19 protein-coding genes are annotated in these 25,134 nt (G+C 32.4%); 13 read left to right on the forward strand and 6 right to left on the reverse strand.

The genetic code is table 11. The features are described from left to right. Positions 1 to 6: 6 nt before the first annotated feature. Positions 7 to 1,011 (reverse strand): DNA polymerase III subunit delta, encoded by a 1,005-nt coding sequence (holA, locus tag ABGB03_RS08720; protein WP_347921943.1) that lies wholly within the window; start codon positions 1,009 to 1,011, stop codon positions 7 to 9. Between the two features lie 117 nt (positions 1,012 to 1,128). Here holA and ABGB03_RS08725 point away from each other — a divergent pair, with 117 nt between their 5' ends. The 3 genes from ABGB03_RS08725 to ABGB03_RS08735 all read left to right on the forward strand — a co-directional run bounded on the left by ABGB03_RS08725 (position 1,129) and on the right by ABGB03_RS08735 (position 3,515). Further along, entirely contained in the window at positions 1,129 to 1,575 is a 447-nt protein-coding gene (locus ABGB03_RS08725; protein ID WP_347921946.1) for a type I restriction enzyme HsdR N-terminal domain-containing protein, read from the forward strand. Next, on the forward strand, positions 1,572 to 2,561 hold the full coding sequence (locus ABGB03_RS08730; RefSeq protein WP_347921948.1) for a glycosyltransferase family 2 protein: 990 nt from the start codon (positions 1,572 to 1,574) through the stop codon (positions 2,559 to 2,561). Before ABGB03_RS08725 ends, ABGB03_RS08730 begins: the two co-directional genes overlap by 4 nt. A 96-nt stretch (positions 2,562 to 2,657) precedes the next feature. After that, positions 2,658 to 3,515, forward strand: coding sequence for an OmpA family protein (locus ABGB03_RS08735; RefSeq protein ID WP_347921951.1), 858 nt, complete (start codon positions 2,658 to 2,660; stop codon positions 3,513 to 3,515). A gap of 309 nt (positions 3,516 to 3,824) precedes the next feature. Here the strand turns inward: ABGB03_RS08735 and ABGB03_RS08740 are convergent, their stop codons facing one another. Further along, positions 3,825 to 4,097, reverse strand: coding sequence for a hypothetical protein (locus tag ABGB03_RS08740; RefSeq protein WP_347921953.1), 273 nt, complete (start codon positions 4,095 to 4,097; stop codon positions 3,825 to 3,827). A gap of 159 nt (positions 4,098 to 4,256) precedes the next feature. Between ABGB03_RS08740 and ABGB03_RS08745 the strand changes: the two genes are divergently transcribed. Continuing rightward, complete coding sequence (locus tag ABGB03_RS08745) at positions 4,257 to 4,604, forward strand: hypothetical protein (RefSeq protein WP_347921955.1); 348 nt, start codon at positions 4,257 to 4,259, stop codon at positions 4,602 to 4,604. Between the two features lie 8 nt (positions 4,605 to 4,612). Here the strand turns inward: ABGB03_RS08745 and ABGB03_RS08750 are convergent, their stop codons facing one another. Further along, positions 4,613 to 5,233, reverse strand: coding sequence for an L-threonylcarbamoyladenylate synthase (locus ABGB03_RS08750; protein ID WP_347921958.1), 621 nt, complete (start codon positions 5,231 to 5,233; stop codon positions 4,613 to 4,615). 49 nt (positions 5,234 to 5,282) lie between these two features. Here ABGB03_RS08750 and ABGB03_RS08755 point away from each other — a divergent pair, with 49 nt between their 5' ends. Further along, positions 5,283 to 6,152 (forward strand): alpha/beta hydrolase, encoded by an 870-nt coding sequence (locus tag ABGB03_RS08755; RefSeq protein WP_347921960.1) that lies wholly within the window; start codon positions 5,283 to 5,285, stop codon positions 6,150 to 6,152. A gap of 74 nt (positions 6,153 to 6,226) precedes the next feature. On the opposite strand, the gene ABGB03_RS08760 is transcribed toward ABGB03_RS08755, so the two are convergent. Both ABGB03_RS08760 and ABGB03_RS08765 read right to left on the reverse strand, forming a co-directional pair. Then, the gene (locus tag ABGB03_RS08760) at positions 6,227 to 7,321 is read right to left on the reverse strand and encodes a serine hydrolase (RefSeq protein ID WP_347921962.1); all 1,095 of its coding nucleotides are present in this window, start codon (positions 7,319 to 7,321) and stop codon (positions 6,227 to 6,229) included. A gap of 67 nt (positions 7,322 to 7,388) precedes the next feature. Then, positions 7,389 to 9,722, reverse strand: a complete 2,334-nt coding sequence (locus ABGB03_RS08765) for a UvrD-helicase domain-containing protein (RefSeq protein ID WP_347921964.1) — start codon at positions 9,720 to 9,722, stop codon at positions 7,389 to 7,391. Between the two features lie 140 nt (positions 9,723 to 9,862). Between ABGB03_RS08765 and ABGB03_RS08770 the strand changes: the two genes are divergently transcribed. From ABGB03_RS08770 to ABGB03_RS08780, 3 genes are all read left to right on the forward strand, one after another. After that, positions 9,863 to 10,405: a DsrE family protein gene (locus tag ABGB03_RS08770; protein WP_347921966.1), complete on the forward strand. Its 543-nt coding sequence runs from the start codon at positions 9,863 to 9,865 to the stop codon at positions 10,403 to 10,405. A 6-nt stretch (positions 10,406 to 10,411) separates the two neighbouring features. Next, positions 10,412 to 11,956, forward strand: coding sequence for an FMN-binding glutamate synthase family protein (locus ABGB03_RS08775; RefSeq protein ID WP_347921968.1), 1,545 nt, complete (start codon positions 10,412 to 10,414; stop codon positions 11,954 to 11,956). 71 nt (positions 11,957 to 12,027) lie between these two features. Then, positions 12,028 to 12,549 (forward strand): hypothetical protein, encoded by a 522-nt coding sequence (locus tag ABGB03_RS08780; RefSeq protein WP_347921971.1) that lies wholly within the window; start codon positions 12,028 to 12,030, stop codon positions 12,547 to 12,549. Between the two features lie 5 nt (positions 12,550 to 12,554). On the opposite strand, the gene ABGB03_RS08785 is transcribed toward ABGB03_RS08780, so the two are convergent. Beyond that, positions 12,555 to 13,460, reverse strand: a complete 906-nt coding sequence (locus ABGB03_RS08785; RefSeq protein WP_347921973.1) for a patatin-like phospholipase family protein — start codon at positions 13,458 to 13,460, stop codon at positions 12,555 to 12,557. Positions 13,461 to 13,539: 79 nt separating this feature from the next. Here ABGB03_RS08785 and ABGB03_RS08790 point away from each other — a divergent pair, with 79 nt between their 5' ends. The 5 genes from ABGB03_RS08790 (at position 13,540) to ABGB03_RS08810 (ending at position 24,975) form a co-directional block, all read left to right on the forward strand. Next, positions 13,540 to 16,077 carry a DUF559 domain-containing protein gene (locus ABGB03_RS08790; protein WP_347921976.1) on the forward strand — a complete coding sequence of 846 codons (2,538 nt, stop codon included), beginning with the start codon at positions 13,540 to 13,542 and terminating at the stop codon, positions 16,075 to 16,077. A 71-nt stretch (positions 16,078 to 16,148) separates the two neighbouring features. Next, positions 16,149 to 17,342 carry a serine hydrolase gene (locus tag ABGB03_RS08795; protein WP_347921978.1) on the forward strand — a complete coding sequence of 398 codons (1,194 nt, stop codon included), beginning with the start codon at positions 16,149 to 16,151 and terminating at the stop codon, positions 17,340 to 17,342. Positions 17,343 to 17,565: 223 nt separating this feature from the next. Then, on the forward strand, positions 17,566 to 20,502 hold the full coding sequence (locus ABGB03_RS08800; protein ID WP_347921980.1) for a DUF5107 domain-containing protein: 2,937 nt from the start codon (positions 17,566 to 17,568) through the stop codon (positions 20,500 to 20,502). 8 nt (positions 20,503 to 20,510) lie between these two features. After that, positions 20,511 to 23,573, forward strand: coding sequence for a glycoside hydrolase domain-containing protein (locus tag ABGB03_RS08805; RefSeq protein WP_347921982.1), 3,063 nt, complete (start codon positions 20,511 to 20,513; stop codon positions 23,571 to 23,573). A 304-nt stretch (positions 23,574 to 23,877) separates the two neighbouring features. Beyond that, entirely contained in the window at positions 23,878 to 24,975 is a 1,098-nt protein-coding gene (locus tag ABGB03_RS08810; protein ID WP_347921985.1) for a helix-turn-helix domain-containing protein, read from the forward strand. The last annotated feature ends 159 nt before the right edge of the window (positions 24,976 to 25,134 follow it).

Raw genomic sequence — 25,134 nt, forward strand, 5'->3', positions numbered from 1 at the left:
CCGAAATCAACTCATAATCCTAACCATCAACTCTTTTAGTAAATCACCTTGTGGTACCGCATTAGCACCAACACCCTTACTTTTAACATCAAATTCACGCAAGGTGGCTATTACTTTACTAACCTGCTTCATTGGATAGTTACGAGCTGCATTGGTATACTCATTAACAAAATAAGGATTTACGCGAAGCTTAGACGCGATATTTCTAGGCGATTTATCATTCAAACCGTGTAAATGCAGTAACTGAGCGAAAAAACTAAATAACAATGATACAGTCACTACCATTGGATTATCCTTTGGGTTATCGGCAAAATAGTTGATGATTTTGTGCACCTTAACAACGTCCCTCTCACCTACTGCCTTACGTAACTCAAAATTATTATAGTCTTTAGAAATGCCTATATTCTCCTCAATAAGCTCTGGCGAAATTTGAGTGTCTTTTGGTATTACAAGCTGCAGCTTTTCCAACTCATTATTTATCTTACTTAAATCGGTTCCTAAAAATTCCACCAACATCTGTGCAGCTTTTGGGGAAATGCTATAACCTTTAGATGACAATACACGACGTATCCAATCGGCTACCTGGTTTTCGTATAATTTCTTGCTTTCATAAACAACACCAACTTTGTTAATAGCCTTATATAAAGCCTTGCGTTTGTCAATTTTTTTATACTTATAATTTACCACTAAAACTGTTGTTGGTTGTGGGTTTTCGGCATAAGAAGCTAGTTTCTCAATACTACGTGATAGGTCTTGCGCCTCTTTTACAATCACTACTTGACGCTCAGCCATCATTGGATACCGTTTGGCGTTTCCTACAATATCATCAATCGTTACATCACGACCATACAACACCATTTGGTTAAATCCTTTCTCCTCTTCAGCAAGTACATTATCTTCAATAAAATCAGAAATCTTATCAATATAATAAGCCTCCTCTCCCATTAGGAAATAAATAGGCCTTAAATTGCCATTTTTAATATCGTTTACTAGCTGTTTAACTTCGTCCAAAGCAATTAATATGATGAATTTAGTCAGTTCGAGTTGCGTCCCAGAATCTCGAGAATTTCTCGATAAAATTTTCTTTGAAAATCACTCGAAGTGACATTATAATTATAAATTTGTGTTGTGCAAAAATTAGATTTTCCCACATATACCTTCCGATTCAAAAATAGCGAAAATAAACCTTATATTTTTGATGAGATCCGCAAAAAATTTGTGGTTTTACAGCCTGAAGAATGGGTTCGACAACATTGTGTGCAGTTTCTTATTAATGAAAAGAAGTATCCAAAGTCTTTAATTAATGTCGAGAAAGAGTTAAAAATAAATAATCTTAAAAAACGATACGACATCGTTATTTTTAATAGCGATGGTTCTATACACTTAATTGTAGAATGTAAAGCACCTAAAATTACCATTAATCAAAGTGCTTTCGACCAAATTGCACGATACAATTTGGCACTAAATGCCACATATTTAATGGTTACAAACGGATTAAATCATTATTATTGTAGTATCGATTTTGATGAAGAACGCTATCAATTTTTAAAGGATATTCCTGAATACCAACTGTGAAAATAGCAATAGTCATATTAAACTGGAACGGAAAGGCATTGTTAGAACAATTTTTGCCTTCGGTAATATCATTTTCCTCTGAAGCAGATATTTATGTAGCAGATAATGCTTCTAGTGATGATTCGGCTTCGTTTCTTAAAACTCATTTTCCTCAAATAAAAATAATTCAAAATAGCACTAATGGTGGCTATGCTAAAGGTTATAATGATGCGTTAAGACATGTTAAGGCAGATGTGTTCTGTTTGTTGAACAGTGATGTTGAAGTAACTAAAAACTGGTTGTTACCAATTCAAAAAACGTTTATTAATGAGCCAAATACTGCCATTATCCAACCAAAAATTCTAGACCAAAAAAACAAAGATTATTTTGAATATGCAGGAGCAGCTGGTGGATTTGTAGATAAATTTGGTTATCCGTATTGTCGTGGACGAATTTTTAACACTATAGAGAAAGATCAAGGTCAATATAATGATACTATAAATATCTTTTGGGCTTCAGGTGCTTGCTTATTTGTAAGAAGTAACGTTTACAAAACATTAGGAGGCTTTGATGAAACCTTTTTTGCTCACATGGAAGAAATTGATTTCTGTTGGCAAACTAAAAACTTAGGATATAACATCAAATATGTTGGTAACTCAATTATCTACCATGTTGGAGGAGCTACACTTAGCAACACAAGTCCTAAAAAAACTTACTTAAATTTTAGAAATAGTTTATTTACGCTTGTAAAAAATGCCTCAGGCAGTGTTTTTTACTTAGTTCTTATTAGGCTTATTTTAGATGGTATAGCTGGTGTTAAATTTTTATTCGAATTAAAACCCAAACACACCCTCGCAATTTTTAAAGCACACTTTTCATTTTATAATCATTTAAGCATCCTAAAAACCCAAAGGAAATCTCAAAAAAAAATGCAGAAATACTATACTCAAAAGAGTATCGTTTGGTCATATTTTATTAGTAAAAAGCGATATTTTAAAAGTTTATAACTTCGTTAGCAAAAGTTTTGTTAATACCACATTTATTTGTTCTTTTTTACATAATTTTGTGATATTCGTCGAATATAAATTAATTAACAACACATCATGAAGAAAATTTTATTGTTAAGTCTTACTGCTATGCTTGTTTTAAGCTCATGCGTATCTAAAAAAGAATATGCTGCATTGGAGGCAAAACAACAAGAAACGCAAGACCTATTAAACACTGCAACCGTTAAATTAAATGCATGTCTATCTGATGCTGCTGCTGCTAATGCACGAGCAGATGCTTTAAAAGATCAGCTTGCGGACATGAGAAAAAATAACGAAAGCCTAATACAAAGTAATAAAGACTTAACGATGCTTACTGCAAAAGGAGCAGATAATGTTGAAAGAACTTTAGAAAGCATTAAAGAGAAAGATCTTAAAATTACTCGTTTACAGGATGCGTTAAACAAAAAAGATAGTGTTACGCTAGCTTTAGTAACAAGTTTAAAACGTGAAGTTGGAATAAACGATCCAGATATTGAAATAAATGTTGAAAAAGGAGTGGTATTTATTTCTATTTCAGATAAGTTATTATTTAAAAGTGGAAGCTATGTAGTAACCTCAAACGCAAAAGACGTTTTAGCTAAAGTTGCTAAAGTAGTTAATGGTAAGCCAGATTTTGAATGTATGGTTGAAGGACATACTGATAGTCAATCTTACAAAAGTAATGGTATACTATTAGACAACTGGGATTTAAGTGTTAAGCGTTCTACATCTATTATTAGAGTATTAGAAGATTTAGGTGTTAACTCTACTCGATTAATAGCAGCTGGTAGAAGTTACCATGTGCCTTTAGTTGATAATGATACTGCTGAAAATAGAGCAAAAAATAGACGTACTCGTATTGTTGTAATGCCAAAAATTGATCAGTTTTACGACATGATAGAAAAAGAAATGAAAACTCTTTCTGGAAGCTAATCATTTCTATATATATATAAATATAAAAGCTCAACTTAATAGTTGAGCTTTTTTTATTTGCAAAAAATGCCTGTTAACTCATACTAGTCCTTAGGTAATGTATGAGCAACAGGCTAAAAAATCATGAATAGATTTAAAACAGAGATTAATAGCAAGTTGTAAGATGCATCTATATCTCTATTTGTAACAACAAGAATTAACTATCACGATTTAATAAATATTACTTATTAGTAACTCATATAAATATTTAGCATCAGCGTAAATAATAATAGCATAATAAAAAGTATAAATATTATATAATTAAAAAGCTTATTCTTCTTCATATTTTATAAATAAAATCTGGTCTTTTTCCTTTTCATAAGCTTCAAAAGCTAGCTTACGTTTTTTATACACTTTAAAAATTATTAGTTCTATCTCTTTATGATTAATTTTTCCAGTAAATACCATCCTAACCATACTCTCACTATAAAAGGTTCCTCTTGAGGATACAATATTGTTGTTTTTTAATTCTTCAAGAACCTCGGGAATCCAATCCTTTTTTAAATGCTCTTGCAGCTTTTCCTTTTGAGATTTGGTAATCATAGATGCATTATTTACTTATTGATATTTTTATGATATATTTGTGATATATTAATGATGAATAGTTGAAAATAAAATTACTAAAATATTAGATAATATACTAACATTTTAGTAATTATTTTCTTATTTATTAGTACAGTTAAGTCTGAACCTGCTTAAAACATGGAGTTACCAGAAATTAATAAGCGAATAAAAAAATTAGTAGAGAAGTATGCTGATGATAATTCGTCTAAATTTTGTAGGATGGTCGATATAAAGCCTTCTTATAAATTAACTCGACTATTTTCCATAGAAAATCGTAATGGCAAATATCCAGAGCCTAGTTTAGATATTATTAGGCAAATAGTTAGCAAACTAGATATAGATATTAATTATTTAGTTTTTGGAGAATCAAAATTCACTGAAAATGTTGTAAACGAGGAGCGTAAGAAGTACTTAACTAGTGATGATAAGTTAAATATTATAATAAATCAAAATGTTGAAATTCTAGATAAACTCAACAATAAATAAGTTTTAAATTAAAGGATATCTAAGCTTCCTTTACCTTCTCTAATTACTTCTGGTTCACCAAATGAAAAATCAATTATTGTAGATGGTTCATTATCTCCATAACCACCATCAATAACCAAATCCACTAGGTTATCCCATTTTTCAAAAATCAATTCAGGATCGGTAGTATACTCCAAAATTTCATCTTCATCATAAATAGATGTAGAAATAATTGGATTACCTAATTGCTTAACAATTTCCAATGCTATGTTATTATTTGGAATTCTAATACCTACCGTTTTCTTCTTTTTAAATGCATTTGGTAAACTTTTTGCTCCAGGTAGTACAAATGTGTAAGGTCCAGGTAGCGCACGCTTTAAGACTTTAAAAGTAGTTGTATCTATTTGCTTTACATAATCACTTAAGTTACTTAAATCATGACACACAAACGAAAAGTTAGCCTTTTCTAATTTAACTCCTTTAATTCTAGCAACACGCTCCAATGCTTTATTGTTAGTAATATCGCAGCCCAAACCATACACGGTATCCGTAGGGTAAATGATTAATCCTCCTTTTTTTAAAACAGCAACCACTTTTGCTATTTCTTTTGGATTAGGATTATCTTCATAAATTTTTACAAAATCTGCCATATTCATTATCTTGCTAAAAGTGTTATACAAATAAACTAATTATTTAAATATGAATACTCCAAAATCTACATTGTTGAGTGTTATTTGCACATTTATACTATTTGCATGCTCATTAAACGATGATAATACTATTCCAAATACCAACACTTTAGATCCTACAAGATACTATCAAGAACTCGATGTCGCTTATGGAAATGATGCCAAACAAACATTTGATATATACTTACCTGCAGATAGAGAGAATAGTACAAAAGTAATGATTCTTGTGCATGGTGGTGGATGGTCTGGTGGTGACAAAAGTGACATGAATTTATTTAAAAATTATGTAAGACAGGAACATCCAAATTTAGCAGTGGTAAATATGAATTATAGGTTAGCAGATGATGACAACAATCCATATCCAATGCAAATAAACGATATAACATCTGTGATTAATCATTTAAAAGAAAACAAAGATAATTATACAATAGATGATGATTTTGGATTTATTGGTGTAAGTGCTGGTGGACATTTATCATTATTATGGAGTTATGCATTTGATACTGATAATGATGTAAAAATGGTTTGTAGCGTTGTTGGCCCAACAAATTTTACAGATCCTGCATATTTAAACAATGCCAATGCAACATTACAAGAATTAATTGATTTATTTGGAATTGATCCAACTACCGAATTTTTAGAAGAAGTAAGTCCGTTGCATCAAGTAACAGCTTCCGCACCTCCAACCATATTATTTTATGGTGGACAAGACCCTCTTGTACCTATTACTCAAGGAACTGCTTTAAGAGATGAGCTAACTACACTTGGCGTAACTCACGAATTTACTTTATATCCAGATGCTGGACATGGTTGGGTTGGCACTGATTTATTAGACACAGTGCTAAAGTTAAAGGCTTTTACGCAAACGCATTTGGAATAAAATAATGCGTTGACTTAAAGGCAAACAAACATAAATAAGTTTAAAAAAACATGTATTTTCTGACTTTGCTTTAATTAGTCTAAATCCATAAACGTTGGCAAAATCACATTATTAATTATAGCAAAAGGTAATTTCTCCTCTTGCGAATTGTATGCTTCTCCATTAAATATTGCAACAATGCTTTCTGATGGAAAAATCATAATATACTGTCCTCCATTTCCTGTAGCAACTATAGAAGTTATAGTTTTTTCGTTTACTCTAAAGGGAATATTCCACCATAAAAACCCATAATCAATGTCAGTGATTTTTGTTTTTGGGGTTGTGGATTCTTCAATCCAACATTCAGAAACTACCTGCTGTTTATTCCATATGCCTTTGTTTAGCATTAGTTGACCTATTTTAGCCATATCTCGTGTGGTCATATACAATCGTTTTCCTGATGGAATAACATTTTTATTGCTTGTATGATCCCAACCAACATTGTCAATACCTAATGAGTTGAATAAATAGTGTTCAGCAAATTTATCGATTGTTATTCCTGATGCTTGAGTAATTATTTCGGCAATTAGTACAGCTCCCATTGAACAATAATTGGAAACCAACCCTGGTTCATTTACCATTGGTAAATCTAATGTATATTGAATCCAATCCTTTTTCCTATAAACTTTATCTTCTTGCCCTTCAGATTTTTGATCCCAATCGTTGCAATCTAGTCCAGATGACATAGTTAAAAGATGTCTAATCGTGATTTTTTCTTTTCTTTTATCCAAGTTTTTGCTAAATATAGGGTTTTTAAGGTATTTTGTAATTGGGTCGTCAACACTGCCTATAAAACCTTTATCTATGGCAATTCCAATTAAAACAGAACGTATACTTTTTGTGGTAGAACGAAGATCGTGCTGTTTATCAACAGCATGTTCATTAAAATATTCCTCAAGAATGATTTGCCCATTTTTTACCACTAAAATACTTTTGAGCTTATGCTTAGCTTCTTTAAGTTGATTGAACAATTGATATATTTTTGTCGAATCAAAGTGTTCTGAACGCAGATTTACTGTTTTCCATCCATCGTTAAGATCCTTAGGCTGAGTATAAGAATAGCTTTGTTGTCCATGACTCACTATTACCATAAAGAATATAAAAACTAAGGATGTAATTGTGATCTTCATTTTTAGTAAGCAATAATGGTATTCAAAGTGTTTTGTTACAAATTCAAAAATAATGGCGATTGCGTTTCTATCCAATAATATCTAATTTAGCAAAGCGAAGTAGTAATTTTTTTATCCCTCCATTTTGGAAGTTTATTTCTGCTTTCATATCCGAACCTACACCTTCTATTTTAAGGACTTCACCTTTTCCAAATCGTAAATGTTTTACTATATTCCCTACTACTAATTTGCTGTCAAACAAATTAGTGTTTTCATTAGAGCTCGTTATTTTTTTAAAGTTCTTAGGTGTATTTATTTTAATCCCCTCAGGTTTTGGTTTTATATTACTTTTTCTTTTAGGCTCATACTTTTTTGGTGGCTTAAACCTAATTTTATTAGGCTCAACATCTCCAAATATATCTGCTGACAACATTGGGTTGATGCGTCGTTCTTCAATAGGAATAATAATATCTAAAAATTCATCTTCAATTTCTTCAATAAATCTACTAGGCTCTGAGTCAATTAATTTTCCCCAACGGTAACGTGACAATGCATAGGTTAAATAGGCTTGTTTTTCGGCTCTAGTTAAAGCCACATAAAACAAACGTCGCTCCTCTTCTAATTCGCTACGTGTATTCATGCTCATAGCACTTGGAAACAAATCTTCCTCTAAACCAACAATAAACACATGATTAAATTCCAATCCCTTTGCCAAATGAATAGTCATTAAAGCTACGTGATTTGGATCTCCTTTGTCACCATCTAAATCTGTTGCTAATGCCACATCTTCCAAAAATTCTGCTAAAGAATCTCCAGCATCAGCTAGCTCCATTTGCCCTTCAACAAAATCTTTGATACCATTTAAAAGCTCTTGTACATTTTCCAATCGCGTAATGCCCTCGGGAGTACCGTCTTTGTTAAATTCTCGTATTAATCCGCTTGTTTTAGTTACGTGTTCAGCTAAATCAAAAGCATTTGCCGTTTGATTCATTACTTGAAAACTTTCAATAAGCGTCACAAAATCTTTTAGTTTATTTTTTGTTCCGCTATTAATACTAATATCTATCGTATCAAGATTCTTTAAAACTTCAAAAATGGTTTTCTTATAATTATTTGCAGCAACAACTAGTCTATCAATAGTAGTTTGCCCAATACCACGTGCTGGGAAATTAATAACACGTTTTAGTGCTTCTTCATCTGCAGGATTTAAAACCAAACGCAAATATGCAGTAACGTCTTTAATTTCTTTACGCTGGTAAAATGATAAGCCTCCATAAATACGATAAGGGATGTCTCGTTTTCGCAAAGCATCTTCAATAGCACGTGATTGTGCATTTGTTCGATAAAGCACTGCAAAATCGTTATTATGCAATTGGTTATTCATTTTTTCTTCCCAAATGGTACTTGCTACATAACGGCCTTCATCTCCATCGGTTAACGAACGATGTACTTTAACTTTATTACCTTCTTCATTAGAAGTCCAAACTACCTTATCTAACTTGGTTTTATTATGTTCAATCACTGAGTTTGCTGCGCCTACAATGTTTTTGGTCGAGCGATAGTTTTGCTCTAGGCGGTAGAGTTTCACATCATCATAATCCTTTTGAAAATTCAAAATATTATTAATATTAGCGCCACGAAACGCATAAATACTTTGGGCGTCATCACCAACCACACATATATTTTGAAAACGATCTGCCAAAGCACGAACTATTAAATATTGCGAGTGGTTTGTATCTTGGTACTCATCGACAAGAATATAACGGAACTTATCTTGATACTGTGCTAAAACATTAGGAAAGCGGGTTAGCAACTCGTTAGTTCTTAGCAACAAATCATCAAAATCCATGGCGCCAGCTTTAAAACAACGGTCAACATATTCTGCATAAATCTCTCCCATTTTTGGACGTCTTGTCGCAGCATCAGCTTCCATGAGCTCTGGGTTTTTAAAATATGCTTTAACCGTTATTAAGCTGTTTTTATAAGAAGATATCCTGCTATAAACCTGCTTGGTTTTATAGATATCTTTCTCTAAGCCCATTTCTTTAATTATTGAGCCCAACAATTTTTGAGAATCTTGTGTATCGTATATAGTGAAATTACTAGGAAACCCTAAATGATGCCCTTCAAAACGTAAAATTTTAGCAAAAACAGAGTGAAACGTTCCCATCCATAGGTTTTTAGCTTCACCATCACCAACTATCTCAGCGATTCTGCCTTTCATTTCTTTAGCTGCCTTATTGGTAAAAGTCAACGCCAAAATATTAAACGCATCAACACCTTGACTCATTAGATAAGCAATCCGGTAAGTAAGTACTCTTGTTTTTCCAGAACCAGCTCCAGCAATCACAATCATAGGACCATCCTTTTGTAAAGTTGGTGCTAATTGCGCTTCATTTAATTGACTTAAATACGTCTCCAAATTTGTTTTTTTTAAAGCGTGAATTTAGCCAATGTTACTTTGATTTCTTAATGATTTTACCAATAATTATAAACAATTACATTTGTGCCAACTAGGTTTCTTAAAAATTTAAATATCTTTAACGCTCTTAACTAATTAATATGAAAAAATTCCTATTTACTCTTTACCTATTTACCTTAACTTGCTTTTCTTTATTATCTCAAAACGAACGTTTAGAAGGAAAAATTATTAAAAATTTTGGTGAGACTTTTACTATAGAAACTCTTGATATTAAGACAGACATTTCTAAAGAGTTTAAAGTGATTTTTGATGTATCTCAATCATCGACAGATAGAAGTATTATAAATAAAAATATTGTTACGGCAGCTCGTTTTTTAAATATGCATGCTAATGAAGGTATGAAAAAAGAACAGCTAAAAGTTGCTATGACAATTCATGGTGGTGCATGGCAAGATGTATTAAATAATAAAGCCTATAAAGAGAAGTATGGCGTTGACAACCCGAATTTGGAATTAATAAATGAGCTTACTAAAGCTGGAGCAGATATTATTATTTGTGGGCAAACTGCTTCTTTTAGAGGCATCACAAAAGATAATGCTAATCCAAATGTAAAGTTTGCTTTATCAGCTATGACGGCCTTAATACAGTATCAAAACAATGGTTATACGTTTATAAAATTTTAAATTATTATGGAGTTTTTGTCGCAAATATCTTGGTGGATGTGGATACTTATACTATTAATATTAGTAGCAATACGCGATATTTTCTTTCAAAAGAAACATACCATTAGTCACAACTACCCTATCATTGGTCATTTACGCTATTTGTTTGAGAAAATCGGCCCTGAAATTCGTCAATATTTTGTAGCAAATAATAGAGAAGAGCTTCCTTTTAATCGTATAGAACGTAGTTGGATTTACGCATCTGCAAAGAAAGAAAATAACTATGAAGGTTTTGGAACCGACCGTGATATTTATGCGCATCAGCATATTTTTATTAATAATGCAATGATGCCTTATAGATTATCTGATAATCACCCAAATTCAATTAATCCAAGTTTTTTGCCTTGTGCAAAAATTATGGGCTATTACAATAAACGTAAAAAACCCTATCGTCCAGCTTCTATAATCAATGTTTCAGCCATGAGTTTTGGTTCGCTTTCTGCAAAAGCTGTAGAATCATTAAATAAAGGTATAAAAATTGCAGGTGCTTATCATAATACTGGAGAAGGAGGTTTATCCCCATATCATAGCAATGGTGGTGATGTAATTTTCCATTTCGGAACTGGTTATTTTGGTGTTCGAGATAGTAATGGTAATTTTTCGATGGAAAAGTTAAAACAATTAGTACATAATAACCCATTTATAAAAGCTATTGAAATAAAACTATCTCAAGGCGCAAAACCAGGAAAAGGTGGTGTGCTTCCTGGAGCAAAAATTACTCAAGAAATTGCCAATATACGTGGTGTTGAAGTTGGTAAAGATGTACTATCCCCTCCAAATCACTCAGCATTTTCTAATGTCAAGGAATTATTAGACTTTGTTGAAGATATAGCTAAAAACACTGGACTTCCAGTTGGTATAAAAGCTGCTATTGGTAAACTTAACGAATGGGAAGAACTTGCCGATATTATGCTAAAAACTGGCAAAGGCCCAGATTTTATCACTGTTGATGGCGGCGAAGGTGGTACTGGTGCTGCGCCTCCAAGTTTTGCAGACCATGTCTCACTTCCTTGGGTATATGGCTTTAGCGATTTGTACAAAGTATTCAAAAAGCGAGAACTCACCGAACGTATTGTATTTATTGGAAGCGGTAAATTAGGTTTTCCTGCAAAAGCCGCCATGGCTTTTGCCATGGGAGTTGACTGTATTAATGTTGCACGTGAAGCTATGATGAGTATTGGCTGTATTCAAGCACAAGTTTGTCATACTAATAAATGTCCAAGTGGTGTTGCTACACAAAATAAATGGTTGCAAAATGGCATTAACATTCCATTAAAGTCCTTACGACTTGCTCAATATTTTAAAACTTTTAGAAAGGAATTGGTAGAAATCACACATGCAGCTGGTTATGAACACCCTTGCCAATTTACAATGAAAGATATTGATGTAAATGTTGACGATCATAATTTATCAGAAGAATTAAACAAAACATATAACTACGAAAAAACATCTGTCCCCTATACAAATATGCAAGAATTAAAAGATTGCATATATTTGGGAGGAAAAAACTAGTATTAAGTACAGTTTACCAAAATTACAATAACTATAAATAAATTAACGCCTCAACAAATAAACAATAACACATGGAAGTTGAAAAAATTTTTGAAGTATTTCTATACGCAGTTCCAGCATTAATAACTGGAATGATTGCCTACTATTTTTTTAAGGAGCACACAAAAAACGAAGATGGTCGCAGACGTTTTTTACTCCATAAAGACATTCAAGTAAACACCTTACCTATTCGACTTCAAGCTTATGAGCGTATGGCACTATTCTTAGAAAGAATAGCACCTGCTAAATTACTAATAAGAGTGAGTCCAACAAGCTCAGATAAAAACACTTACGAATCATTACTTGTAGCAACTATTAAACAAGAATTTGAACATAATTTATCACAGCAAATCTACGTAACTGATGATTGTTGGAACATCATTGTAGCTGCAAAAAATGCCACCATACAACTTATTAGAAAAGCTGGTTTATTAGAAAAAACCGGAACTGCCGACAAACTTAGAGAGGTTATTCTAACCGAAATGATGGAAAAAAGAGCGCCAAGCGATGCAGCCTTAGCATTCATTAAAAAAGAAGTAGGAGAACTATGGTAATTAAATCACTTTAGCTCATTAGACAAAGGATCTTGATCTTTCTTTTTAGCATACTCATACCCTTGCTTCCACCAGTTCACCATTAGTCGTTTACTAAATATTAGTGAGTTTTCCGTCAAGCTAGTAGGCGTATAGTACAAATTTAAGTTTACATTCTTATTTTTTGCCGCCAACTTACCTATTGTGATATCGTTTTTCTCCACCTGATCAAGTAAGTGACCAAACAATCCAAGCATTAATGAAAATGGGTTTTTCCCAAGTACTTTCTTTTTTTCCATGCTCTCCGCCTCTAAAACAATAGCATCAACCTCTGTTGCGCCTCGTAAAATAGCCTCACGTATAGGAATTACACAACCCAAACCTCCATCTGCATATTCAAAACCATCTACAGTTGCCAACGACATAAATGGAATGTAATTACAAGAAATCCAAATCCAATCGCAAAACTCTTCATATGTACAATCATTAATAGACTTATACTCCACTCTATTTTTGGACAGGTTTGATACTGTTACTACTACATCTTCCTTGGTAGCTATAATCGTTTCAAACTCATCCTTAGTAAAATTTCGCCTTATATTTTTCTTTAAATGCTTGCTCTCTCCAAACGTACGCTTCTTACGAATGAATTGCCATAAGGAATTAACAAAATCGATTGATACATATTCTCTATCTCCTTTCTTTCTCTGTATAAAAGGACTTACACTAAAAATATCTCGCTGAGTCACATTGGTAAATAAATCGTAAACTTTATCTATTTTATTTAATGATAAATGCGGAATAAGCAAACTACCTGTTGAAGTCCCTAAAAACATATCATATTCTTTACCAAGGTCTTGCATTAAATATTGAGCAACTCCTCCTGCAAAGGCGCCCTTACTTCCTCCTCCTGATATAACTAATGCTTTCATAATTATTTGTATCCTACAAAGTTAAGACCAAATTACTAATTGACCTTGCTATTACTAACAAAAGAATTATTTTAGTTGAATGAATACAAACATCCAAACACCAATAGATTATTTAAAAGGCGTTGGTCCTAATCGTGCAGATTTACTGCGTAAGGAGCTTGGTATTCATACATATCAAGATTTAGTTAACCTATTTCCAAACAGATATATTGATAGAACACAGTATTACAAAATCAATCAGCTACAACAAAACTCAGCCGAAGTTCAAATAATAGGTCAAATTACAAGTCTTAAAGAAATAGCACAAAAACGCGGAAAACGCCTCGTAGGAAACTTTACAGACGATACAGGCAGCATGGAATTGGTTTGGTTTAGAGGTCACAAATGGATTCGAGAGAGCATTAAACTAAACACGACATATGTGGTTTTTGGGAAGATTAACTGGTTTAATGGAAAATTCAGCATGCCTCATCCTGAAATGGAACTTTTAGAAGATCATGAAAAAAACTTAAGCTCAGCAATGCAAGCTGTATACCCTTCTACTGAAAAATTATCCAATAAGGGAATTACCAATCGCGTAATTATAAAAATAATGCAGCAATTGTTTTTGGAGACCAAAGGAAAATTCACAGAAACATTATCAGAAAACTTAATTAAAGAACAAAAATTATTATCAAAATCGAAAGCGCTTTTTAATGTGCACTTTCCAGAATCTCAAAAGCTATTAGCACATGCACAATTTCGATTAAAATTTGAAGAATTGTTTTACATTCAATTACAATTAATTTTAAAAAACCTCATCCATAAATCAAAAATAAAAGGGTTTCCATTTACAAAAGTCGGTGACTATTTTAACACTTTTTTTAAAGAGCATTTACCCTTCAAATTAACCAACGCTCAAAAGCGAGTTATTAAAGAAATTCGGCAAGATTTAGGAAGCAACGCACAAATGAACCGGTTACTACAAGGTGATGTGGGTTCTGGAAAAACAATAGTAGCACTAATGTCAATGTTCATAGCTATTGACAACGGTTTTCAAGCATGTTTAATGGCTCCTACTGAAATTTTGTCAGTACAACACTATAACAGTTTAAATTCATATTGTAAAAATCTGAATATCAGAATAAAACTATTAACTGGTTCAACTAAAACTTTAGAAAGAAAAAAAATCCATGAATCTTTAAAAAATGGCGATTTAAACATCTTAATTGGCACTCATGCGCTCCTTGAAGATAAGGTGGAATTCAAGAATTTAGGCCTCGCAATTATTGATGAACAACATCGTTTTGGAGTAGCACAAAGAAGTAAACTTTGGAAGAAAGGCCCTCCTCTTTCCTCCCAGAGGGAGGACGCAAAAACTGTACTCGATAGATATAAAACTGCACGACCATCAACTTATAAACTGATGAAAGATTTACAACAGGAAAACAAAAAAAACAGTACTGAAGCTGAAGGTATTTTATGGGAGTGTTTGAGGGCAAAAAAAATCGATTATAAATTTAGACGACAACATATTATTGATGAGTTTATTGTTGATTTTGTTAATATCGAAAAAAAATTAGTGGTTGAAATAGATGGTGGTTACCATAACGCTCAACAACAAAAACAGATAGATGAAATAAGGACACTCATTTTAAAAGAGCTGGGTTTTAATGTTATCTGTTTTACCAATGAGCAGGTTATTGGAGATACAGAAAATGTACTTATAAAAATTGAGAATCAATTAAAAAGCCTCCCCTCTAGGGAGGTTGGTGAGGCTTCCCTTCCTCCACACATCTTAGTAATGACTGCTACACCAATTCCGAGAACCTTAGCAATGTCTGTTTATGGCGACTTAGACATATCCGTAATTGACGAATTACCACCAGGCAGAAAAGACATAAAAACTGTCCATAGATTTGATAAAAATCGCTTACAAGTTTTTGGATTTATTCGAGATGAAATAAAAAAAGGGAGGCAAGTATATATTGTCTATCCATTAATTCAAGAAAGTTCTGCTATGGATTATAAAGATTTAATGGATGGCTACGAAAGTATATCGAGAGATTTCCCTTTACCTGAATATCAAATTTCAATTGTTCATGGAAAAATGAAAGCTGCCGATAAGGATTACGAAATGCAACGTTTTGCAAAAGGCGAAACACAAATTATGGTTGCTACCACAGTTATTGAAGTTGGGGTAAATGTACCTAACGCATCGGTTATGGTTATTGAAAGTGCCGAACGCTTTGGTTTATCGCAATTACATCAATTACGTGGTCGCGTTGGTCGTGGTGCCGAACAAAGCTATTGCATATTAATGACTGGCTATAAATTGAGTAACGACAGTCGAACACGACTAGAAACCATGGTAAGAACCAACGATGGTTTTGAAATTGCCGAAGTCGATTTAAAACTTCGTGGCCCTGGGGATCTTATGGGAACACAACAAAGCGGTGTATTGAACCTTAAAATAGCCGATATTATAAAAGATAAAAATATTTTACAACAAGCACGTTTTTATGCAAAGCGTATTTTAAGTAGTGATCCAACATTATCAAATCCAGAAAATAAGGAGATATTACACACATACAAACAGCTAAGTAAATTCAAGAATATTTGGAACTATATTAGTTAACATCACTTACCAATAAACCTACAATAACCTAATTTAAGGTATTTTAAGTATCTTTAAAAAAAATAAAAGTCATGTTTAGCCACAAATCAATTCTTAAAAAAACATTTACCTATAAGTGGATGTTTGTTTCCTTATTACTTATTTCTTATACCTGTCAAAACAATGAGCCTGTATTACAAGGACCTCAAGTAGCACAATTTAATCTAGATTTATTTGAGCAAAACTTAATAGACTATGTCAATTGGGGAAATGATGCTCCCATTGGCTGGACCTACGCCATAACAAAAGATGGACAACTAGCTCGCACTGGAGCATTTGGAAACGCTATTCAAGAACCAGATGGTACTGTCGAGGCAATGACTGCTACTAAAGAATTAAATATTGCTAGTATTACAAAATTCTACACAGCAATTGTTGTTATGCAACTTATTGAAGATCTCAACTTAGATGTTGATGATAAAATTGCTCCTTATTTACCTAATTCATGGAGCCAAGGTTCTGGAATAGATCAACTAACATTTGCTAACCTTATGCGTCATGAATCTGGTTTTGAAACGAATAATACCGATTTTAACAACACCTTATCTTACGATGCCATTAAGCAAGCCGTTGCAAATGGCGTAACTGTACCAGCAACAAGAGACTACGACAATATTAACTTTGCCATTTTTAGAATATTAATCCCATCCTTACAAAATAACCTACCTAATGCACCACTAGTTAGTCTAGAAAGTGACCAAGCGACTCAAGCTGGTTACAAACAGTACATGCAAAAGGCCTTATTTGACAAATGTGGTTTAAACAATATTGATTTCACGGAAGAACAACCTAATCCTGCTAGATATTACAACAAGAACGACGGAGTTAATAATGTTTCGGGATTAACCTATGGTGATTGGGATCATATTTCTGGTGGAGGAGGCTATTTTATGACCATTGTAGAAATGGCTGCTGTAAATGCCTATTACATGCATACAGACAATCTAATTACCGAAGCTTCTAAAACGCTTATAGAAGATAATTACTTTGGTCTGGACGCTTATTTTAGTGGTGATTCCAGAGAAGAACATGGAAAGTACTACGGAAAAAATGGAAGCATTTCTAACAGCGGACAAGGTATGCTCTCGCAAATACAAATGTTCCCAATAAACGGTATTGAAATTGCCGTAATTGTAAACTCAAGAGGTGTCACGTATAAAACAGGTGTCGATAGCTTTTTAAGATCCTCTATAAAAGATGCTTATAATGATGCTTGGGAAGATTAAAAAAGCCCAATCTTTCAATTGGGCTAAAAAAAAAACAGTACATACTTGTCGGTACTTAAGATTGATGACATATGTATGCCTAAGTTAACTACACAATATTTAGGTAGCTGTTATAATATTGTTAATTAACGTAATCTTATGAAGATTTAACACCTCATTATTTTCATAATAAAAACTTAACTTAGCACAAAAAAGCTTTCTAAGCTCTCATTAAACCAACCATATGAAACTTAAAACTTGCATACAAATACTCTGTTTTTGTACCTTTTTTTTGATTAGCTGTAAAAAAAATAACAGTCCAGAATCTATAGGAATTGCTTCTATTAAAGAAGTGTTAATGAATTTTAAAACCTATCCTTTTTCTGATCCTAGTCCTGTTGTGGATATGAATAACATTTATCCATATTTTAAATTTGATGGTTATACAAATAATGTGATTGATCAATCTTGGAAAATGGTCGTTATGGAAAATGACTACATAAAAGTTTTTGTTTGTCCTGAAATTGGCGGTAAGGTTTGGGGAGCTATTGAGAAATCTACTGGAAAAGAGTTTTTATATTATAATGATGTAGTCAAGTTTAGAAATATTGCCATGAGAGGCCCTTGGACTTCTGGTGGATTGGAATTTAATTTTGGAGATATTGGTCATGCACCTTCTTGCTCTACTCCTGTTGATTATAAATTGATTGAAAATAGTGATGGAAGTGTTTCTTGCATTGTTGGTGCTTATGATTTACCATCAAGAACACGATGGAATATTGATATCAAACTCCCAAAAAATAAAGCCTACCTTGAAACCAAGGTGTCTTGGTTTAACACAACCAATCAGTTTACAAGCTATTACCAATGGATGAATGCAGCCGCTAAAGCTTCAGGGAATTTAGAATTCGTATATCCTGGAAAAAACTTTATTGGACATAATGGTGAAACTGGTAATTGGCCAATAGATAATAATAGAGATATTTCTAAATACGAGAATAATAATTTTGGTGGTTATAAATCATATCATGTTTTAAATTCATATTCAAATATTTTTGGCGGTTACTGGAAAGATGATGACTTCGGATTTGGTCATTATGTAGATTATGACGAAAAACCTGGAAAAAAACTATGGATTTGGGGATTATCTGATCAAGGTATGATTTGGGAAGATTTACTTACTGACACTAAAGGACAATATATAGAGTACCAATCAGGAAAATTATTCAATCAAGCCTCACCCGGAAGCACCTTTTCTCCTTTTAAGCACAAAGAATTTCAACCTTACAATTCAGATGTAATGACAGAGCTTTGGTTTCCGTTAAAAAACACTAATGGTATGGTTGCTGCTTCTAAATATGCTGTTCTTAATGTTGAAAGCACTACGGATTCACTAACTATTTATGTAAGTGCTTTAGAGCATTTATCTGAAACTTTAGAGATAACACAAAACAGAGAAACAACCAAATTTGAAATAAACCTTAAACCTTTAGAGGTTTTTAAAACTAAAATTACAATTAATCAAAAGGATGATTTTAATATCCAACTTGGAGATAACCTACTTCAATACTCATCAAAACAAGAAGATTATTTAGTAAACAGACCTATCAATCATAAAACTGATTTTAATTGGGGTTCTGCATATGGCATTTACACAAAAGCATTAGGGCTTGAAAAACAGCGCCAATATGAAGAAGCTGCAAAAGAGTATCATAATTGCATTGAAAAAGATGAAGGATTTATACCAGCATACAGTAGACTGTCATTAGCTTATTATAGACAAATGGATTACAAAAATGCTTTAAAATATAGTAAAGAAGCCTTATCCATAGACACTTATCATCCAGAATCAAACTATGCATATGGTCTTGTTAATAAAAAACTCGGAAACATTACTGATGCTAAATCTGGGTTTTCGATAGCTTCACAATCAGCAAGCCTTCGCTCCTCTTCGTTTGTTGAATTAGCAATACTGTTTTTAAAAGAATATAATTATACTAAAGCAATTCATTATACTTCCAAAGCAATTGATGCTGACACTAACAACATTATAGCTCATATGATTCAAGCCTTTGCAAGTAGACAATCAAAAGATGAAGACAGTTCAATCACTGCTATAAACAATATTTATAAACTAGATCCACTTTCAGATTTTGCGAGGTTTGAAGAGGCACTAATGAACTTAAATGATTTAGCGACTTTTAATACTAGAATTACTAATGAATTGCCTTTTGAATCCTATTTAGAATTGGCAGCAATTTACCTTCAATTTAATGACACTCAAGCTGCAATCTCTGTATTAAAGGAAAGTCCACAGCATCCAATTGTTAATCTTTGGCTTGCTAATCTTGACAAAAACAACGAAAGCAACTATCTAAAAAGTGTTTTTGAGGCATCTGCTGAAATGGTATTTCCACATCGTGTTGAAACATCTGAGTTTTTAGAAACTACGCTGAAAACAAATTCTCATTGGAAATTAAAATACTATCTAGGTCTAATTTATTGGCATAAAGGATTGAGAGAAAAAGCATCAACATTATTTGAACAATGCCAAAATGAACCAGATTTTGCTGCATTTTATTTAACAAAGTTGAAGTTGGTTGAGACGACCTCATTAAAAGAAAGAGAGCTTCTTGAAAGAGCTTTAGAATTAAATCCTAACGATTGGCGAACAGCATTGGCCTTGAGTAATAATCATTTAATTAATAATGAAACCTCAAAAGCCATTGAAATTGGAGAGAAATTTATAAAATTATTTCCTGAAAATTCGCACATAGGCATGAATTACACCTCAGCACTTTTACAAGACAAACAATATCTGAATGCTTTGAAATTCTTAGAAAATTTCAATATTCTACCTTTTGAGGGTTCTACCGAGGGCAAAAAAATATATTCGTTGGTTTGCATTAAATTAGCATTGCAAGCTTATAACCAAAAAGAATACGACAAAACCATTGATTATGCCGAAAAAGCAAAATTTTGGCCAAGAAATTTAGGTGTTGGCAAACCTTATGATGTTGATGAACAACTAGAAAATTACATCATTGCCAAAGCAAACAACAAACTTGGAGATACTGCAAACACTCAAAAATTAAAAGTTGATTTGCTTAAAAATATTAAAAGTAATTCTGAAACATTAAATATTGATTTAGCTCTTGAGACTATAAAAACATTAAACTAACCATTACCATGAATAAACTAAGCAAATTAACTGTTCTATTTGTTTTACTGATATGTTCTTGCACAGAAAAGGAAACTAGTGATATCACTTACAGAGACAAAGATGTCACAGCATCAAAATATGATGTTGTTTACGAAAGCGGGAACTGGGAACATCCTATCTATAAAGAAGCATTTGAATCTTTTGGAAACCAGAGAGCTGTGATTCAAATAGAAAATGACAATTTTGATAAAACGCAAGTGACTATTCCATGGAGACGACGTGATCATAATCCTGAAGCGAAAGATATCATTATTGTTGATGCAAAAACAAACTTAATTGTTACAAACAAGCATGTTGTTGAGATCAACAATGAATTTGGACACATTGTATTTCAACCCAATCAAGATTCAAAAACGTACTATGCATATTATTTTCCACATGAATCTACGGGTTCTTATTATCCGAAATTAAATTACAAAACACCAACACAAACTGACGATGAAGCTTGGCTAAATGAGATAGAACAAACCACTATTGCCGATTTACCTAAAGCCAATGTATCAAGTATTCAATCTATTGATAATTTTAATAGTTTCTTTCCAATGGAAGTTATTGCAACTCAAGAAGAAGTTTCCAGTTTTATATCTAGCAATCCTCAACCTTATTATTTATTCCCAGAATACAGAAATAACTCAATAAAACTTACTGATTATTTACCTGTTCGTTGGATAAAAAACACTGACAACGTAAATGGTATTTCAGACGAAGCATTAAGAGGTGAATATTACACGTTTCAAATAGGTGTGTTTTCTCCTGAAATTGATTTGAATGATCTCGGGATTACCTTTTCAGATTTAAACAGTGATAATAACGAAATTTCAAAAGAAGCCATTACATGCTTTAATAAAGGTGGTGTTGATTTAAATGGAAAATCCTTTAAAAAGACGGTTTCAGTATCAAAAGGTAAGACACAAGCACTTTGGTTTGGCATTGAAATTCCAGAAACTGCAAAGCAAGGTATTTACAAAGGAAGTGTAATAATCAAACCCGAAAACAGCGTTGCAGACACGGTTTATATTAAGCTAAATGTGTCATCAGAAAAGATAGAAAACTATGGTGATGGCCACCCAGAAAACATGTCGCGCTTACGTTGGCTAAATTCAACCATTGGAACTGATGAAAATTTTATTATCAAACCTTTTACTCCAGTAAATGTATTAGATAAAACACTTAGTATTCTAGGTCGTGATATAGAATTAAACAATTTTGGTTTACCTAATAATATTGATTCTTATTTCACTCTAGAGATGACTAAATTTTCAAAAGAAAAAGAACCTATTTTAAAAAAACCTATTCAGTTTAATGCTACAAAAACTGATGGTTCAGTAATAGATTGGACTACTAGTGATTACTCCATCAATCAAACACATAAAAGTGCAGTTAATTGGAAAGCTACAAACCGTTCAGACGATTTAACGATGAGCGTTAATGGAACACTAGAGTATGATGGAATGCTAGAATATAACATTCAATTAACTGCTGAAAATGACATCAATCTAAATGACGTTAATCTGCAAATTCCTATGCAAAAAGAAGCTGCAACATATATTCTTGGTCTTGGTGAAAAAGGAAGTTCATTAAAGAGCTCTATCAATTGGAAATGGGATGTAACCAAACATCATGAAGGTGCTTGGTTAGGAGGCATCAACAAAGGACTTCAATTTGTGTTGAGAGATAAAAATTATGAGCGTCCACTAAACACCAATTTCTATCAAGCAAAACCGCTAAACCTCCCTCCTTCTTGGCATAACGAAGGCAAAGGTGGTATTGATATCACCATGAATAATGATGGTGTTTTGGTAAAAAATTATAGTGGAGCAAGAACCATAAAAAAAGGTGACACTTTAAATTTTAATATTCGCTTTTTAATTACACCTTTTAAACTAATTGACACTGAAGAGCATTTTAATACACGCTTTGTTCATAAATATGTTCCTGTAGATTCTGTTATTAATTATAATGGAACTATCGCAAATGTGCATCACGCTAACGAAATTAATCCTTACATTAACTATCCATTCTTTAATCTTGAAAAGCAAAAAGCATATATCGATGAGGCTCATAGCAAAGGTATTCGTGTAAAACTTTATAATACTATTAGAGAGCTCACATATAAATCACATGAGTTATTTGCTCTAAAAAGTCTTGGTGATGAAATATTAAACGATGGTCTAGGCGGCGGCCATAGTTGGATGCAAGAACACCTTAAATCTAATTACCATTCTGCGTGGCATGCTACCGAAGTAAATGATGCCTCAATATTAAATAAGGGTACTTCTAGATGGACTAATTATTATATTGAAGGTATTAACTGGCTAGCAAAAAATCAAGAAATAGATGGACTCTATTTAGACGACATTGCATTTAGCAGAAGTACTGTAAAACGTATTGCAAGTGTATTTGACACGCATAGAGATTCGTTTGTGATTGATTTACATTCAGCAAATCAATACAACAATCGTGATGGGTTTATTAACAGTGCTTTTTTATATATGGAACATTTTCCTTATATATCTAGACTTTGGTTTGGTGAATATTTTGAATACGATTTAGACCCAGATTATTGGTTAACTGAAGTATCAGGAATTCCTTTTGGTTTAACAGGAGAAATGCTTGAAAAAGGAGGTCACCCATATCGTGGCCTTGTGTATGGAATGACCACACGTGTTTATGGAAATTTCAATCCAGGAGCACTATGGGAACTATTCGATTCATTTGACATTGCTAATGCTGAAATGCTAGGTTATTGGGTGGATAGATCTCCTATAAAAACAAACCATCCAAATATTAAAAGTACAGTCTATGTTCATGATGATAAAATCTTAATCGCAATTGGTTCATGGTCTAATAAAAACGAACAAGTAATTTTAAATATTGATTGGAAAGCCTTAGGTTTTGATGAAAATTCAGCACAATTAAGCAGTCCTGAAATTAAAGATTTGCAACATTTAAAAACTTATGATATCAATAAACCTATTACTATAGAAAAGAATCAAGGTTTAATTTTAGTGTTGAAAAAAAACAACTAATTTATAATTATATAAACAAAAAAAAACTCAAAGCTTCAACCAACCAAGAGCGCTTTGAGTTATAAACTGACATTAATAATGTTCGTTTTCTAATTGACTTTTTTACCAGATTAAAGTTATCTAACAAAAGTGCTACAAGTTGTTAGCATACTGTTAATTAACGAATGTTTAAGATTACAGCTTGTTAATAAATAAGCCTAACAATATATTTACTTTTGTAGAAATTTCTTATAACTTCGCTTATAGTCTGATATAAGTCATTAAAGCGACGTTATATCATTAAAGTTAGGCACCACCAAGAAAAATGATATATATATCTGGCTTAAGTATTGCTCTATTTATATCAGCATTATTGCTAAATAAAAAAAACAGATCTAAATCTGACCTATTCTTGTTTATCTGGATGCTTTTAATGGCTCTACATTTGTACCTTTTCTATGTTAATTTTAAAGGAAGTCCTTTTAAGTCTCCTTATCTATTGAGTCTTCCTGACGTGCTACCATTACTTCATGGTGTTTTTTTATATTACTATGTTTCCTCCATAACCAATCAGTTCCCAAAAAGAAACTGGGTAGCTTGGTTACATTTAACACCGTCAATTATTGGATACATGTGTATTATTTTATTTTTTAAATCCTCCACAGCACAAAGATTGCATTTATATGAGAATGATGAGATAAGCTATGAAAACTTTATGAATTTTGGATTAATATTGATTTTTCTATCTGGAATAATCTATGTGGCATGGTCAAGTGTTTTATTGAGTAAGCACAAAAAGAAAATTCGAAATCAATTTTCTGATATTGAAGAGATAAATTTAAAATGGTTGCGGCTTTTAACATACGGTTTAGGTGTTGTATGGTGTATTGTAATATTCACCAATAATGACCAATATATTTTCTTAGGTGTTTCTGTGTTTGTTATTTTAATTGGGTTTTTTGGTGTGCAACAACAAACCATTTTTTCTGGCAAAAAACTCGTTTTAGAAAAATTTAAAGCTGAATCTCTTGATAATGAGCAAAAAGAAAAATATTTAAGTTCTGGACTTGGAGACAAGTTGGCTGTGAAAGTTCATAACGACTTAATAAAGCTATTCACTGAAGATGAATATTATAAAGAAATGAATCTATCTTTAAATGACTTAGCAACAAAGCTTGATATTCACCCCAATTACTTATCTCAAATAATTAATGAAAAAGAAGGTAAAAATTTTTATGATTTTGTCAACACATTCCGTGTTAAAGAATTCAAACGCTTAATTAAAATACCAGAAAACAAACAATATACCTTATTGGCATTGGCGTATGACTGCGGATTTAATTCTAAATCATCTTTTAATCGTTACTTTAAAAAGAGTACCGGAAAAACACCTTCTCAGTATGCCAAGGCGTTTGTAGAATAATTACACCAAGTACTTTTCCTCTAATTCATTTCAAATAGGTGTCAAATTATAAGTTGACCCACATAAACATATAGTTATACCTATGTTTGACTAGAAATTAAATTTGAATATCCGTTTTGTATCATAACTGGAATTTGCGTCATGCCGAACTCGTTTCGG

Source organism: Pontimicrobium sp. SW4, from assembly GCF_039954625.1.
Lineage (GTDB): Bacteria > Bacteroidota > Bacteroidia > Flavobacteriales > Flavobacteriaceae > Pontimicrobium.

What these genes read in the sequence shown, in the direction of transcription:
- ABGB03_RS08735 (WP_347921951.1), top strand. Translation starts at nt 2,658, where the DNA reads ATGAAGAAAATTTTATTGTTAAGTCTTACTGCTATGCTTGTTTTAAGC.
- ABGB03_RS08740 (WP_347921953.1), bottom strand. Translation starts at nt 4,097, where the DNA reads ATGATTACCAAATCTCAAAAGGAAAAGCTGCAAGAGCATTTAAAAAAG.
- ABGB03_RS08745 (WP_347921955.1), top strand. Translation starts at nt 4,257, where the DNA reads ATGGAGTTACCAGAAATTAATAAGCGAATAAAAAAATTAGTAGAGAAG.
- ABGB03_RS08750 (WP_347921958.1), bottom strand. Translation starts at nt 5,233, where the DNA reads ATGGCAGATTTTGTAAAAATTTATGAAGATAATCCTAATCCAAAAGAA.
- ABGB03_RS08755 (WP_347921960.1), top strand. Translation starts at nt 5,283, where the DNA reads ATGAATACTCCAAAATCTACATTGTTGAGTGTTATTTGCACATTTATA.
- ABGB03_RS08760 (WP_347921962.1), bottom strand. Translation starts at nt 7,321, where the DNA reads ATGAAGATCACAATTACATCCTTAGTTTTTATATTCTTTATGGTAATA.
- ABGB03_RS08770 (WP_347921966.1), top strand. Translation starts at nt 9,863, where the DNA reads ATGAAAAAATTCCTATTTACTCTTTACCTATTTACCTTAACTTGCTTT.
- ABGB03_RS08775 (WP_347921968.1), top strand. Translation starts at nt 10,412, where the DNA reads ATGGAGTTTTTGTCGCAAATATCTTGGTGGATGTGGATACTTATACTA.
- ABGB03_RS08780 (WP_347921971.1), top strand. Translation starts at nt 12,028, where the DNA reads ATGGAAGTTGAAAAAATTTTTGAAGTATTTCTATACGCAGTTCCAGCA.
- ABGB03_RS08785 (WP_347921973.1), bottom strand. Translation starts at nt 13,460, where the DNA reads ATGAAAGCATTAGTTATATCAGGAGGAGGAAGTAAGGGCGCCTTTGCA.
- ABGB03_RS08790 (WP_347921976.1), top strand. Translation starts at nt 13,540, where the DNA reads ATGAATACAAACATCCAAACACCAATAGATTATTTAAAAGGCGTTGGT.
- ABGB03_RS08795 (WP_347921978.1), top strand. Translation starts at nt 16,149, where the DNA reads ATGTTTAGCCACAAATCAATTCTTAAAAAAACATTTACCTATAAGTGG.
- ABGB03_RS08800 (WP_347921980.1), top strand. Translation starts at nt 17,566, where the DNA reads ATGAAACTTAAAACTTGCATACAAATACTCTGTTTTTGTACCTTTTTT.
- ABGB03_RS08805 (WP_347921982.1), top strand. Translation starts at nt 20,511, where the DNA reads ATGAATAAACTAAGCAAATTAACTGTTCTATTTGTTTTACTGATATGT.
- ABGB03_RS08810 (WP_347921985.1), top strand. Translation starts at nt 23,878, where the DNA reads ATGATATATATATCTGGCTTAAGTATTGCTCTATTTATATCAGCATTA.